At 70.2% G+C, this 13,899-nt stretch carries 10 protein-coding genes; 4 read left to right on the top strand and 6 right to left on the bottom strand.

Features of this window, described 5'->3' with window-relative positions:
• Positions 1 to 31: 31 nt before the first annotated feature.
• Positions 32 to 3,493, bottom strand: a complete 3,462-nt coding sequence (locus AB0H88_RS08000; protein WP_357642545.1) for a LamG-like jellyroll fold domain-containing protein — start codon at positions 3,491 to 3,493, stop codon at positions 32 to 34.
• An 805-nt stretch (positions 3,494 to 4,298) separates the two neighbouring features.
• On the opposite strand from AB0H88_RS08000, the gene msrB reads away from it, so the two are divergent.
• Positions 4,299 to 4,700 (top strand): peptide-methionine (R)-S-oxide reductase MsrB, encoded by a 402-nt coding sequence (msrB, locus tag AB0H88_RS07995; protein WP_357642544.1) that lies wholly within the window; start codon positions 4,299 to 4,301, stop codon positions 4,698 to 4,700.
• 311 nt (positions 4,701 to 5,011) lie between these two features.
• On the opposite strand, the gene AB0H88_RS07990 is transcribed toward msrB, so the two are convergent.
• The 4 genes from AB0H88_RS07990 to hemG form a co-directional block, all read right to left on the bottom strand.
• Positions 5,012 to 5,836, bottom strand: coding sequence for a patatin-like phospholipase family protein (locus tag AB0H88_RS07990; protein WP_357642543.1), 825 nt, complete (start codon positions 5,834 to 5,836; stop codon positions 5,012 to 5,014).
• Between the two features lie 85 nt (positions 5,837 to 5,921).
• On the bottom strand, positions 5,922 to 6,695 hold the full coding sequence (locus AB0H88_RS07985) for a hypothetical protein (protein ID WP_357642542.1): 774 nt from the start codon (positions 6,693 to 6,695) through the stop codon (positions 5,922 to 5,924).
• A 498-nt stretch (positions 6,696 to 7,193) separates the two neighbouring features.
• On the bottom strand, positions 7,194 to 7,895 hold the full coding sequence (hemQ, locus tag AB0H88_RS07980; protein ID WP_357642541.1) for a hydrogen peroxide-dependent heme synthase: 702 nt from the start codon (positions 7,893 to 7,895) through the stop codon (positions 7,194 to 7,196).
• Positions 7,888 to 9,303, bottom strand: coding sequence for a protoporphyrinogen oxidase (hemG, locus tag AB0H88_RS07975; RefSeq protein WP_357642540.1), 1,416 nt, complete (start codon positions 9,301 to 9,303; stop codon positions 7,888 to 7,890). The genes hemQ and hemG overlap by 8 nt, the downstream gene beginning before the upstream one ends.
• A 132-nt stretch (positions 9,304 to 9,435) precedes the next feature.
• Between hemG and AB0H88_RS07970 the strand changes: the two genes are divergently transcribed.
• Positions 9,436 to 10,386 carry a DUF4349 domain-containing protein gene (locus tag AB0H88_RS07970; RefSeq protein WP_357642539.1) on the top strand — a complete coding sequence of 317 codons (951 nt, stop codon included), beginning with the start codon at positions 9,436 to 9,438 and terminating at the stop codon, positions 10,384 to 10,386.
• On the opposite strand, the gene hemE is transcribed toward AB0H88_RS07970, so the two are convergent.
• The gene (gene hemE / locus AB0H88_RS07965; RefSeq protein ID WP_357643147.1) at positions 10,374 to 11,324 is read right to left on the bottom strand and encodes a uroporphyrinogen decarboxylase; all 951 of its coding nucleotides are present in this window, start codon (positions 11,322 to 11,324) and stop codon (positions 10,374 to 10,376) included. The genes AB0H88_RS07970 and hemE overlap by 13 nt on opposite strands.
• Before the next feature lie 652 nt (positions 11,325 to 11,976).
• Between hemE and AB0H88_RS07960 the strand changes: the two genes are divergently transcribed.
• On the top strand, positions 11,977 to 12,573 hold the full coding sequence (locus tag AB0H88_RS07960; protein WP_214635961.1) for a DUF3000 domain-containing protein: 597 nt from the start codon (positions 11,977 to 11,979) through the stop codon (positions 12,571 to 12,573).
• A 45-nt stretch (positions 12,574 to 12,618) separates the two neighbouring features.
• Positions 12,619 to 13,845 carry a ribonuclease D gene (locus AB0H88_RS07955; RefSeq protein WP_357642538.1) on the top strand — a complete coding sequence of 409 codons (1,227 nt, stop codon included), beginning with the start codon at positions 12,619 to 12,621 and terminating at the stop codon, positions 13,843 to 13,845.
• Positions 13,846 to 13,899 lie beyond the last annotated feature (54 nt).

Here is a 13,899-nt window from a genome sequence, read left to right as displayed (position 1 = left end):
TCTCCTCCGAAGGTTCGCGAGCATGGGACGGTCAGCCGCCGATGGGCAGGTTCATCGCGATGTTGATCACCTGACGGTCGGTCAGGGTGCCGGTGTAGGCGCGGACGTCGTCCACGTCGCCGCCGAAGTAGTCGACGGCGGCGCCCCTGTACTTGGCCCGGCCGATCTGCAGCGCGCCGGCGGCCCAGCCGGTGGATGGACGCTGGTCGACGAGCTGGCCGTTGACGTAGAGCCTGATCTGCTTGGCGGGCTCGTCGTACACCCCGGCCAGATGCGTCCAGGTGTTGAGCACCGAGCAGTCGATCGGCTCGGCCGACGTGGCATGCGTGAAGGTGCCGGCGTCGGCGTCGGCGCTGATCGTCGAGAACGCCCAGCGAGGCACTTTGACGCCGTTCTCGGTCAAGATCCGGTAACCGAGGTAGAAGCCGCTGTACCTGGCGCCGTCCTGGCTGAGTGCGGTCATCACGTGATCGGGCAGCACGCAGGTGTCGTCGCCGGCCAGGCGCACCCACGCCGTCACGGCGTAGCTGTGGTCGGTCCGGATCGGGGCCGATGGCGTGGCCGCGTAGCCCGTGGTGCCGTTCAAGCTCAGCGCGCCGCCGCCGTCGAAGCCGTCGTCGGACCACGCGGCGGCTCCGCCGAGCGTCGCGGGCCAGCGGCTGTCGGAGGAGTTGGCCGCGGTGGCGCCGGTGCCCTCCTCCAGCTTCCACCAGCCGCGCTGGATGGGCGGCTGCTTGGCCATGGCGGCGATCTCGTTGCCGAGTGCGGGGTCGTTGACCGTGCGCGGGTCGTCGGACAGCTCCCGGTTCCAGACCTTGAGCTCGTCGATGTCGCCGGCGAAGTTCTCGATGAAGGTGTTGTGCCACTGGGTACGTCCGACCTGCAGCGAGCCGGTGGCGTCCCAAGGGGTGTAGGGGAAGGCGGCAGGTGCCGACTGAAGTGTCCCGTTGACGTACAGGCGAAGCTGCCGGTGCGGCGCGTCCCACACGCCTACCAGGTGCGTCCAGATACCCGTCACCGGTTCGGTGTCGCTCACCGCCCGGACGATGGTCTCGTCGCCGGTGTCGGCGTTGTACTTGTTGAAGATCCACCGCTTGTAACCGGAGGAGTAGTACAGCTGGAAGCCCGAGGAGTAGGTGGCGGACTGGCTGACCACGGTGGAGTTCTTGCTCTTGTCCGACAGCAGCACCCAGGCGGCGACGGTCATGCTTCTGTTGGTGTGCACCACCGGGCCACTCGTGCTGCCGTAGCCGGTGGCGCCGTCGAAGTGCACGCCGCCGGCCACGCGGCCGCCGGCCCAGCTCGCACCGCCGGCGAACGTCACAGGGTGCGGCGTCGCCGAGGAGTCACCGGCCGTGAATCCGCCGCCCTCGTCCATCCGCCAGTGCCCCACCGGGTCGAATCCGGCCTTGACGTAGAAGCTGTAGACGGCCGGGGTCTTGCCGACGTTGCCCGCCCGGTCGACCGGGTAGACATACAGCGCGTTCAGCCAGTCGTGGCGGGGCGCGATCCGCACGTTGACGGAGCTCTGACCCGCCGGGATCGACACCTGGGTCGCCGGGGTGGCCTCGGCCGGGTCCTCGATCGCGAACCTGAAAGCCGTCACGTCGCTCTCGCCGTCGCCAGGAGCCAGCGTGAAGCCGCCCGCCCATCCCACACCGCCCTGCCAGTCATCGGGGGTGCCAGCCGGATAGTCGGCCGAGGTCACCTTCGGCAGCTGGGCCGGATCCACCGTGTCGACCGTGAACTCACACCACTTGCTCCACGCGCTGGAGTCGGTGCCGTCGTAGGCCTTCACCCGGTAGGAGTAGATCTGCCCGGTGGCGAGTTTGGCCAGCTTGATGGAGTGGTCGGTCGCCGAGGTGGTGTACTTGTAGGCGGTCTTCCCGCCGCCGGGCAGGGTCGAGGTGATGTCGTCCCACGCTCCGGTGCCCGCGTTGTAGCGGTGCATGACGAACTCCGCCCGCACGCCGTCGTTCGCCTTGTCCGGGTCGTAGATCCGCGCCTTCAGCTGGAGCGGGTTCTCCACGTCACCGGCGTTGACCGCCGGCCGGGCGGCTCCGGTGACGCAGGGCGTCGCCGGATAGGTGCCCACGCCCGAGGGCGCCGACGGCGGGGTGTTGTAGTCGATGACGAGCTTCGGTGAGGCGCTGAAGCCCTTCCACCCCCACACGCTGCTACCGGTGTCGTTGTAGTCCTTCAGGCCGAACGTCGTGTTCGACCAGCCCGACTTGGCGGCCTTGACGATCGCGCCGGTCACGTCGAACTCGATGCCCTTGTCCGGGCAGGAGGAGCTGTAACCGGCGTCGGAGGAGACGCTGTCCTGCCAGTCGATCCAGGACGGCTGGTGGCTCCAGTTCGTCGACTTGGAGATGCCGCCGGTGAGCCAGAGCTGCACGGCCTGCGGGTCGGAGGTACAGCCCCAGGACTTGATCTGCGAGATGCGGAACGTCGCCCTGAGGATGTGCTTGCCATTGACGTTGTTGGAGTCCATCCGGAAGAACGACCGTTTGACCCCGCCGCCGTAATCGCCGGCTTCCGCCATGTGGCCGGAGTTCCAGTACTCCTGGGCGGGATAGGCCTTGTCGACATAAGTCCAGGCCAGTTTGGATCCTGACCACTGCGGATCGATGTACACCGGATACGTCGTGCCGGGCCCGCTGAGCAGGCTCTTGTCCGGTGTGATCGCGATACGGTCCTGAGTCACCTCCACCCCCATGACCGCCTGCCTGCCCTCCCGCCGCGGCCCGGCCGCCAGTGACGATGGCCCGAGCGCCGTCCCCGAGGAGTCCCACATGCGGGGCGGGGGCGCGTGGAAGACCTCCGCCCCCGTCTCGGTCACGGCGCTCAGGCCACCGCTCGCCGTCTTTCGCACCGCCAGCCCGTTCGACCGCATACCGAAGGCAAGCCTCGCCAGCGCCGGGCCGGCGGCGGCGTCCCGGTTCTTGACCACCAGCACCTCGGAAAAACCGAGCACCGACGCGGTCACCTTCAGATCGACACCTGGCAGCACCTCGCCGTACGTCGCGGTGCCCCCCTCGAGCACCGGCTTCGGCAGGCTCCCCGGCCAGGACATCGCGACCGAACGCCCACCCGTCCCGATGGCCGCCAGCGGAGCCGTCCCACCACCGGAGAAGGTCAGATCCAGCGGGGTCGCCACGGTCCGCACGGTGCCGTCCGCCGCGAAGACCAGAGTCGGGTCGACATCGGCCCAGCCGCTGCCCCGCCGTACCCGCTCGGGCAGAGCCGAAGTCTCCGAGGTGAACGAACCGTCGGGATTGGCGAACACCTGACGGTTCTCGGTGCGCAGGGACAGCACCTCGACGTGCTCTTTCCGGCTCCGGGCCTGATCCAGGGCCTCCCGTTCGCTCTGCGCCGGCGGCTCGCCCGTGGCCGCCACCGCGGCGCTCGCGCTTACCGGGGCACCGAACGTAGCGGCCAGCAGCGACATGATGACCACGACGAGAACTGCCCCGCAGGGGGAACGGCGCATGAGGCCCTCCAGAGAATCCGGGTAATTACGCGGAGTACTCGTCGGTGCCGCCGCGCCAGAGGACGGATCCCGTCCCGATGCCTGTACGCCACATCCCGAGAGTGCCGGGACCATTTTTAGGAGAAGTCGGAAATCAGAGCGTCAACCCGGCGGATGAAGATCGCCTAAACCTTCGCCGTACGGCTGCGCGGCCCTGATTCCACTTTTGCCGTACACGGGACAGGCCGGTTGGCCCGGTAATCCGGTGGCGCGCCGCGTACGGCCACGCCAGAGAGGTAAACCCCTGCGGTATGGCGGCGCGCGTATACCGCAGGGGTTGTAGCGGCGGTGGCCGGGGCCGTCCGCGTGTGTGGGCACCTGCCGCAGCCCTTCCACGCGGGTGGTCGTGCCGTCACGTCACGGTGGCCGGCCACCTCCACCGGAGGAGCGTTTCCCTGGACAGGGCCCAGCCCCGTGTGGCGAGTGGGACTCACCGGGCTTGCCGTAAAGAAAAAATGGTCATTGGGGTGTGGGTATGAGGTGGTCCGGCCCGGAGCGGGCGCGGTGGCGGGACCGGCGCTCGACGGGACGGACCAAAAGATCACTCGCCACCGTTCCGGGCGCTGGCGCGCCACCCGGCCGGTCTTCGGATCGCCGGCGGCGCCAGCACGGGCGTGGGCTGTGCCGCGCAGGCGATCCGGCGAGTGATCTCACCTCTGGGCAGGAGGTGATGACACCCCCTTGTCGTCAAAGACGCAAATTGGCCCCAGAAGGGATGCTTCACCCGACGGAGATCTCTTTTTGCCGGATCTCGTACGCTGGAAGCATGGAAAAGGTGGTCAAGAGCGATGCCGAGTGGCGGATCCAGCTCTCTCCCGATGAGTTCCGCGTGCTCAGGCAGGCGGGCACAGAGCGTCCGTTTACCGGCGAGTACGTCGACACCAAGACCGAGGGCGTCTACTCCTGCCGGGCGTGCGGGGCCGAGTTGTTCCGGTCGGACACGAAGTTCGAGTCGCACTGTGGGTGGCCGAGCTTCTTCCAGCCCTCGGATTCGGACGCGGTGCGGCTGATCGAGGACGCCAGCCACGGCATGGTGCGGACCGAGGTGCGCTGCGCGCGGTGCGACTCTCATCTGGGGCACGTCTTCCACGGCGAGGGGTACGCCACGCCCACGGACGACCGTTATTGCATCAACTCCGTGTCCTTGCGGCTCGAACCCAGCGCGTGAACGACCGGCGACAGCGCGTATCGAGCGCGTGGAGCGGGTAAGTACTCCGCTGTGAATCTTGTTCATCTTCGTCACCGCTGGCACACGATCGAGGCCATCGGCCGCATCGTGACCCAGCGGTGCGAAGTGTGCTTCAAGACCCGCACGCGCGTGCGCTAGCTCTCCCCGCGACCAGGGACGAGCACGAGTTCGGTCATGTCCATGACTCGGCGAGGCGAGCGGTCAAGTCCACGACGCGACTCCACGAGCGATCATGTCCATGACGCGGCGAGGCGAGAGCGGTCATGTTCACGACGTGGCGACACGGATGGTCAGGTCCACAACCCGGCGACGCGGGCGACGAGGGCGGTGCCCTGGGCGTAGCCGGCCTCGGCGCTGGCGCCCCGCACGTCGGGGTCGAGAGGGTCGGCGCCGACCGCCGCCACTGACGCCTCGTCGGGCTCGATCACCTCGACCTTTCCGCCCGTCACCGGAGGCTCGGAGCCGAGCTCGGGCATCGGGGCGAGGATGAGGATCCGGTCGTAGCCGGAGGCGAGGTCGGCGTTGGTCATCGAGCGTATGCCGCCGTCGACGTAACGCACGCCGTCGATCGTCACCGGCGGCCAGACGCCCGGGACCGCGCAACTCGCCGCGACCGCGTCGACCAGCGCGACGCCCGAGCCCGGCTCGAACAGGGCGGGCTCGCCCGTGACCGCCTCCACGGCCACGATGACGAGGTCGCGCTCCGGCCAGGTGTGGACGGGCAGGCGCGCCTCGATCACCCGGCGGCGTTCGGGCTCGCCGACGGTGTCCGCGGCCAGGGCCAGTGCGCCGAACCTGCGCCGCTGCTCGGCCGGGTCCTCCGTGCTCTCATAGACCTCCTGCATGGTCGCCCACAGCTGGTCCATGGGGACGCCGCTCGGGAGCTCGGGAGCCTGGAGGGCGGGGTTGGTCTGGCGTTCGAGGAGGTCGGGCAGTGACAGGCCGCTGGTGACCTGCGCGGCGACGGCGGATCCCGCCGAGGTGCCGATGATCTTGTCGGCGGAGGCGGCCACGTCCACTCCCCCGGCGGCCAGGCCGGCCAGTACGCCGGTGGTCCACGCGATCCCGGCGACCCCACCGCCGCCCATCACCAGTGCCCGCTTGATCTCGCTCATATGAAGGCCCCTCGCTCGCTACCGAAGATGACGTAAAGCCCCAACGAGCCGTGAGCCGATCGTCTTCCTGGCGCGGGCGGCCGGGCTAGCCGGGTTCGGGGTAGGTGACGCGGCAGGTCTTGTCGGTCGGGCCGAGGATGTTGGCCAGGACCGGGTTGCCGTTCTCGCCGAACTTGGCCTGGACGAAGATGATCGGGTTCGTCTCGCCGCTCTCCCTCAGATATTGCAGGGCGCGTTCGCACAGGGTGATGGCTTGGCTGGAGTTGCCGGCCGACTCCGGGAGGTCGGTGTACAGGCGGAGATATCCGCCTACGCTGCGGATGTCCTTGAGGCGTTTGGACGCCTTGTCGTCCGGGGGCCAGTGCGTGCGGAAGTATTCGGCCGCCTGCTGGTCGGTGTGCATCGAGGGGCCGTCCGCCTTGTAGTCGGACCCGTCATCCCCGGTCGACAGATCTCCGGTCAACGCATCGACGGTCGACGGGTCCACGGTGCCGCTGTCCGGGGGCGCTTCGGCCTGGGGGTCGCTCCCCGTCACGGAGCCCGGCGTGGCGCCGGCCGGAGGGCTCTTCGAGGCCGGGGTGCCGTGCGTCGAACCGCCCGAGCGCTGGGCGCCGCCGCCCAGTGGGGTGGGGGTGACGCTCATCGGGATGCGGGTCGCGCCTCCCTCCGCGAGGGCCTGGCCGTGCTTTCCCGAACCGCCGTGGACGCCCGCGCTCGTGCCCCCGCGCGGGCTCGGGTCCGCGGCCGCGCGGGTGTCCGCGCCTCCGCTCGCATCCGATCGGGCCGTCAGCGCACCGGCCAGCGGACCGGCGAGCGGGCCGTCCGTGCCCAGCAGTCCCAAGGTCGCGCCCGCCAGCACCAACGCCCCCGCCGTCAACCCCAAGGCCCACGGCCGCCGAGCCTTCGTACGACGCCGCCGCCCGGCATGCCGTGACCTCCGCGGTGAGTTCCGCGGCGAGCCGTGACCGGACGCCTGCCGGGTCTCCCCGCGACGCTCCAGGCGGCCCGGCGGAGGCACCTCGGACCGCCCCCGTCCTAGCGCAGGCGCCTCGAACCGCCCCCGTCCTAGCGCAGGCGCCTCGAACCACTCCCGGCCAGGCGGAGGCGCGTCAGACGGCCCCCTACCCAGCGGAGGCGCGTCGGACCGTTGCCGTCCCGGCCTGGTCCGCGGATCATCCCGCTCTGCCGCGTGTCGCCCAGAGGTGTGCCCTTCCGACCGCCGCACCCGGCCCGCCCCCTTGGAACGTGACACCCTCGCACCGCACAGGCAAGGGATTCCCACGATTGTGACAAGAAGCGGTAGATCAATTCAGTTGGATGCCCCAACTTGGGGCGCCAGTGAACAGGGAGGTCGAGGTTACGGAAGCGCCCCGATGAGCTCCTGAACGGGCTTGCGCACGCCCGTGTAGAAGGGGACCTCGATGCGCGTGTGCTCGCGGGCCTTGGCGCCCCGCAGGTGACGCATCAGGTCGACGATCCGGTGCAGCTCATCGGCCTCGAAGGCCAGCATCCACTCGTAGTCGTTCAACGCGAAGCAGGACACCGTGTTGGCCCGGACGTCCGGGTAGTCACGCGCCATGTGACCATGCTCGGCCAGCATCGAGCGCCGCTCGGCGTCGTCGAGGAGGTACCACTCCAGCGAGCGGACGAACGGGTAGACGCTGACGTAGGCGCGCGGCTCCTCCTCGGCCAGGAAGGCTGGGATGTGGGACTTGTTGAACTCGGCCGGCCGGTGCAGCGCCATCGCCGACCAGACCGGCGCGCTGTGGCGGCCGAGCGCGGTGCGGCGGAAACGGGAGTAGACGTCCTGGAGGTCCTCGGCCGTCGGGGCGTGCCACCAGAACATGTAGTCGGCGTCGGCCCGGAACCCCGCCACGTCATAGAGCCCGCGGGTCACGACGTCTTTCAGCGCGGCCTGTTCGAGCAGCTCGGCGACCTCGCCGGTCATGCTCTCGCGGTTGGCGGGACAGGGGTCGGTGGCCTTGAAGACCGACCACATCGTGTAACGGATCACCTGGTTCAGATCGCGGGCCTTCGGCCGCGGTGCGCCCTCAGTCATGGGTCCATTGTCCTTCCGGCGAGAGGTGGTCCAGAATCCGGGCCGCCGCCGTGCGGGCGGTGGAGACGCACGCGGGGATGCCGAGCCCGTCGTAGGCCGCCCCGCACACCGCCAGGCCGGGTTGCACGGCGACCGCCGCCCGGATGCGGGCCACCCGGTCGAGGTGGCCGACGTCGTACTGCGGCAGCGCCCCGCCCCAGCGTGAGACCCGGGTGTCGACCGGCAGCCCGCGTACGCTCATGACGTCGCCCATCTCGGCCGTGGCCAGGGAGACGAGTTCGGAGTCGTCGCGCTGGAGCAGTTGTTCCTCGCCGATCCGCCCGATGGAGCAGCGCACCACCACCAGGTCGCCGGCCAGGTGCGGCCACTTGACCGAGCTGAACGTCACCGCCTTGACCGGCCGTCCCTCGACCGGCGGGACGAGGTAGCCGCTGCCCGTGGGCGGTGTGGGGAAGGCGTCGACGGCGTAGGCGAGGGTGACGATGGCCATGCTGGCGTAGTCGATCCGGTCCAGCTCGGTCGCCGCCTTGGGCGCCTCGGCCCGCAGCAGCCGGGCGGCGGCGGGTCCCGGCGTGGCGATGATCACCGCGTCGGCCTCGATGACCTCGGGGCGCGGCACGGGGCCGGTCACGAGCCGCCAGCCGTGCTCGGTCCGGTGCAGCTCGCGTACGGTGACGCCGGTCCTGATGTCGGCGCCCGACGCCTTGGCGACCGCCTCCGGCAGGCGGCCGAGCCCGGTCCTGAGCGAGGTGAAGACGGGTCCCGCGTCGCGGGGCGCCTCCTCCACGATCTTCTTGGCCGCCGCGAGCAGCGAACGCTCGGAGCGCGCGACGGCGGCGATCGCCGGCATCGTGGCCTCCAGCGACAGCCGGTCGGCCCGGCCCGCGTAGACGCCGCCGAGCAGCGGTTCGACCAGCCGCTCGAGCACCTCGCCGCCCATCCTGGCCCTGACGTAGGAGGCGACAGAGACGTCGGTGCGTACCAGCGTGGGGGGCAGGATCTGGTCGAGCGGCACGCGCGCCAGCCCGCCGGGCGACACGATGCCGGACCTGACCAGCTCCATCAGGTCGGCGGGCACCCCCATGACCTGACCCTTGGGCATCGGCCGCAGCGCGCCCCTGCTGTAGACGGCGGCGCGGGTGACGCCGGGGTCCACCAGGTCGTCGCCGAGCCCGACGGCCTTGGCCAGCTCCTTGCCCTCGGGCCGCCTGGCCAGCATGGCCTCCGCGCCGGCGTCGACGTCGATGCCCGCGACCTCGGAGACCAGCAGCTTGCCGCCGATGCGCGGACTGCCCTCCAGCACGGTCACCTTCACGCGCTCGCCCGCGCCCTGTCTGAGGTGCCACGCCGCGGCCAGACCTGAGATCCCGCCCCCGATGACGACCACGTGCGCTTTTTTCCTTACCACGCCTCCTGACGCTACCGTCTCGCGGGCCCGACAGCCGCTTGGGGGCACTCACTTGGGATCATGCTGGAGGCATGTGACCTGACCGTGACGCCCGTGGTCAAACCCGCCGGAGCCACCGCCCGTCTTAGGTGCATGGAGAGATTCCGGTACGGCGTCGCGTTATCAGCCGCCTGCGCGATCCTGGCCCTGTCCAGCTGCGGCGGTAGCCAGTCGAACATCATGTCCGACCAGGCCGGGGCCCCGGCGGTGGCGCCCGAAGCGGCGGCGGCGTCCGGCCAGACAGAGTCGAGGGCCGCCCAGGACAGCGCCTCCACCCCGCAACGAAGAGCCCCTCGGTCAGCCGAGAACATCGCCTCGAAGGTCAAGGTCACCCAGCAGGACCGCCAGGTCATCTACACGGCGAGCATGACCGTACGGGCCAAGGAGGTCACGGGGGCGGCGCTCCAGGCCAAGCAGATCGTCACCGCGGCCGGCGGCTACCTGTCGAAGGAGGAGTCGAACTCGGCCGAGGGCAGCGAGGCAAGCGCCATGCTGGAGTTCAAGATCCCGCCCGCCCGCTACGGCGAGGTGCTCGCCGCGCTCGGCAAGAACCTGGGCAAGCAGTTGTCGCTCCAGCAGGGCACCCAGGACGTCACGCTGCAGGTGGCCGACGTCAACAGCCGGTTGAAGTCGGCGCAGCAGGCGCTCGACTCGCTGCGTACGCTGCTGAAGAAGGCCACCACGATCGGCCAGGTCCTGCAGGTCGAGCGGGAGATCTCCGACCGCGAGGCCGACCTGGAGTCGCTGCAGTCCCAGCAGAAGGAGCTGGCCACCCAGGTCGGCATGGCCACGCTCACGCTCCGGCTGGTCGGCCCCGTCGCGGTCGTGAACGAGCCGTCGGAGGAGCCCGCCGGCTTCCTCGGCGGCCTGAAGTCGGGCTGGAGGGGGCTGGTCGGGTTCGTGAAGGTCGCGCTGACGGTCGTCGGGGTGCTGCTGCCCTGGCTGATCGTGGTCGTGCCCGTGATCGTTCTGACGGTCGTCCTGGTACGGCGCCGCCGCCCGGCTCGCCCGGCGACGACCCCGGTGGAGACTCAGGCCTCGTGAACCAGGTCGGTCAGGCGCATGAGCTGGTCGGGGTCGGTCGAGGGCAGTACGCCGTGGCCGAGGTTGAACACGTGACCCTCGGCCGCCTCGCCCCGGCGCAGCACCTCGCGCGCCTTGCGCTCGACGACCTCCCACGGAGCCAGCAGGAGGGCCGGATCGAGGTTGCCCTGCAGCGCCTTGCCCGGCCCCACGCGGCGGGCGGCCTCGTCGAGCGGCACCCGCCAGTCGACGCCCACCACGTCGGCCCCGGCCTCGCCGAGCAGGCCCAGCAGCTCGCCGGTGCCCACGCCGAAGTGGATGCGCGGCACGTCGAGGTCGGCCAGGCCGTCGAAGATGCGGCGGGTGTGGGGCAGGACGAACTCGCGGTAGTCCTCGGGGGCCACCGCGCCCACCCACGAGTCGAACAGCTGGACGGCCGACGCCCCGGCCCGGACCTGGATGCGCAGGTGCTCCAGGACGATGGCGCTGAGCCGGTCCATCAACGCGTGCCACAGCGCGGGCTCGCCGTACATCATGGCCTTGGTGCGGTCGTGGTTCTTGGACGGTCCGCCCTCGATGAGGTAGGAGCCGAGCGTGAACGGCGCGCCCGCGAAGCCGATCAGCGGCGTGCCGCCCAGCTCGCCGGTCAGCGCCTCGATCGCCTCGCTCACGTAGGAGACGTCGCCGGGCTCCAGCGGGCGCAGCGCCTCGATCCCGGCGGCGTCGCGGATGGGGTCGGCCACGACCGGGCCGACCCCCGGCTTGATGTCGAGGTCGATGCCGATGGCCTTGAGCGGCACGACGATGTCGCTGAAGAAGATGGCCGCGTCGACGCCGTAGCGACGGACGGGTTGCAGGGTGATCTCGACGATGAGGTCGGGCGTCGCGCACGCGGTCAGCATGGGCACGCCCTCGCGAACCTTCAGGTATTCGGGCAGCGACCGCCCGGCCTGCCGCATGTACCAGACCGGGGTGTGGGGTACGGGCTGACGGCGGCAGGCGCGAAGGAAGGCTGAGTCGGCGAGATTCACTTCTCAAGGGTCCCATGACCTCGTGCCGGTCCGTTCACCGGCGCGACGTGTCGGAAAAGTATGCATTGAATGACCAAAATCATGATCAGATAGCCAGATGGATGTTTACCGGTCGGCTCGGCATCGGCGCCCCACACGGGTCGAACACACCCCATGGGCGACCAGAAAGCCGGTCTCGTCTGGACCAAAAGTTGGCCAAGCCACCGCGCGGCATCGATTCAGCATCCACTTTCGGGACACGCCGAGCGCGTTGCGGCGAATTGTCAGCGTGCCGTGCCAACGTCGGAGCGACGACCCGAAGAAAGGCTCCGGTGCGATGACCGCGTTGTGGGGTTCCCCAGAACACCGCAGTGAGCAATGCGCTCCCTGCGCCGGCGAGCGGCTGTTCCAGCAGCCTCCGTGTCTCGACGGACACGAGCCGGGAGAGTGTCCGGAGTGGGCCTGTGTCGACTGCGGTCACGCGATCCTTCTCGGCGGGATCACCCTGCCGGTCCGCCAGCTGGCTATGGCATCGGTTTGATCGCGAACTATGAGCACCCCCGTGGTCCCCTTCCGCCCCTCTTCGACCTACGCTTCGGCTATGACCCTCGGTGAGCAGCCGCCGGCCCCCGCCTCCTTCAGGCGTGCGGTCGAGAGCCTGCGCCAGGCCGAGGTCAGACCGGAGATCGAGCTCGAAGACCTGCCCGCCCCCCAGCGGCTGGCCCCCTTCTCGGCCGCGATCGGCGCCTCGGTCTACCGCGAGGACGACGAACTCGCGGTCGGCAGGCTGATCCTGCTCTTCGACCCCGACGGCCAGCGCGGCTGGGAGGGTCCGTTCCGGCTGGTCGCCTATGTCAGGGCCGACATGGAGCCGGAGATCACCTCCGACCCCCTGCTCGGCCCCGTCGCGTGGAGCTGGCTCACCGAAGCGCTCGAGGCTCATCAGGCCGACTACTCCGCCGCTGGCGGTACCGTGACTAGAGCCGTGTCCGAGGGGTTCGGCAACAAGGCCGAAGACCCGGTCACCACCGAGCTAGAGCTGAGGGCGTCCTGGTCGCCCGCGCATGAGGATCTCTCCGGCCATGTCGCAGCCTGGTGCGATCTCATGTGTCTGGCGGCCGGGATCCCGCCGCTCCCTCCCGACGTGGCCGCCATGCCACGCCGACGTGAAGATCCGGAGAGTGACCGTACGAAGTGAGGGCACCAGTCAATACCGCACAAGCGTCATGAGAACGGTGATCTCATGACAGAAGAACGAACCGTCGTCCCACTGCTGGAGCCACGTGAGGGCATCCCGGCGGTCGTCGAGGATGGCGCCTCTTTGGCGCGTGTCGTCGCGGCCTTCCGGGCGGGCACCGGTCCCGTGGCCGTCGACGCCGAGCGGGCCTCCGGCTACCGCTACGGCAACCGCGCGTACCTGGTGCAGCTGCGCCGGGTGGGCGCGGGCAGCGCGCTGATCGACCCGATCGCCTGCCCCGACCTGTCGGAGCTGGACGAGGCCGTCTCGGGCGCGGAGATCGTGCTGCACGCCGCGTCGCAGGATTTGGCGTGCCTGCTGGAGGTCGGGTTCAGGCCGCGTGACATGTTCGACACCGAGCTGGCGGGCCGGCTGCTCGGCTACGAGCGGGTGGGGCTCGGCACGATGGTCGAGACCGTGCTGGGGCTGCGGCTGGAGAAGGGCCACTCGGCGGCCGACTGGTCGACCAGGCCGCTGCCCGAAGACTGGCTGCGTTACGCCGCGCTCGACGTCGAGGTGCTGGTCGAGCTCCGTGACGTGCTCCACGGCGAGCTGGTGGAGAGCGGCAAGCTGGAGTGGGCGCGCGAGGAGTTCGCCGCCGTGCTCAACACGCCGCCGCCGGTCCCCCGCTCCGATCCGTGGCGGCGTACGTCGGGGATCCACAAGGTGCGCAACATGCGGGCGCTGGCGATCGTGCGGGAGCTGTGGACCATGCGCGACCGCATCGCCCAGGAGAGCGACCTGGCGCCCGGCCGGGTGCTGCCCGACTCGGCGATCGTCACGGCCGCGCTGGAGGTGCCGCGTACCAAGAAGGCGCTCACGGAGATCTCGGCGTTCACCGGACGCAGCGCGCGCCGGCACATGAGCGACTGGCTGGCCGCGGTGAGCAGGGCGCGCGGGCTGCCCGAGTCCCAGCTGCCGCAGCCGAGCACGCCCGGCGACGGGCCGCCCCCGGCCAACCGCTGGGCCGATCGCGATCCGGCGGCGGCCAAGCGGCTCGCCGCGGCGCGCGCCGTCGTGGCCGCGCTCGCCGACGAGCATCGGATGCCGACGGAGAACCTCCTGCAGCCCGACGCGGTCCGCAGACTCACCTGGGAGCCGCCGGTGGAGATCACCGATGAGAGCGTGACCGACCGGCTGCGCGGGCTCGGCGCCCGCGAATGGCAGCTCTCCCTCACCGCCCATCCGCTCGCCAAGGCGCTGGCCCGGCTGGAAAGCAAGGGCGAGCTCTAGGGACGGCCCACTTGACGCCCCCACGGGGGCGGCCTTACCGTTCGGGAAAGCGCT

This window comes from Nonomuraea sp. NPDC050680 (assembly GCF_040654555.1).
In the GTDB taxonomy this organism is placed as follows: domain Bacteria; phylum Actinomycetota; class Actinomycetes; order Streptosporangiales; family Streptosporangiaceae; genus Nonomuraea.
The sequence above is the reverse complement of the archived record's forward strand: the minus strand, read 5'-3'. Positions and strand labels throughout refer to the sequence as shown.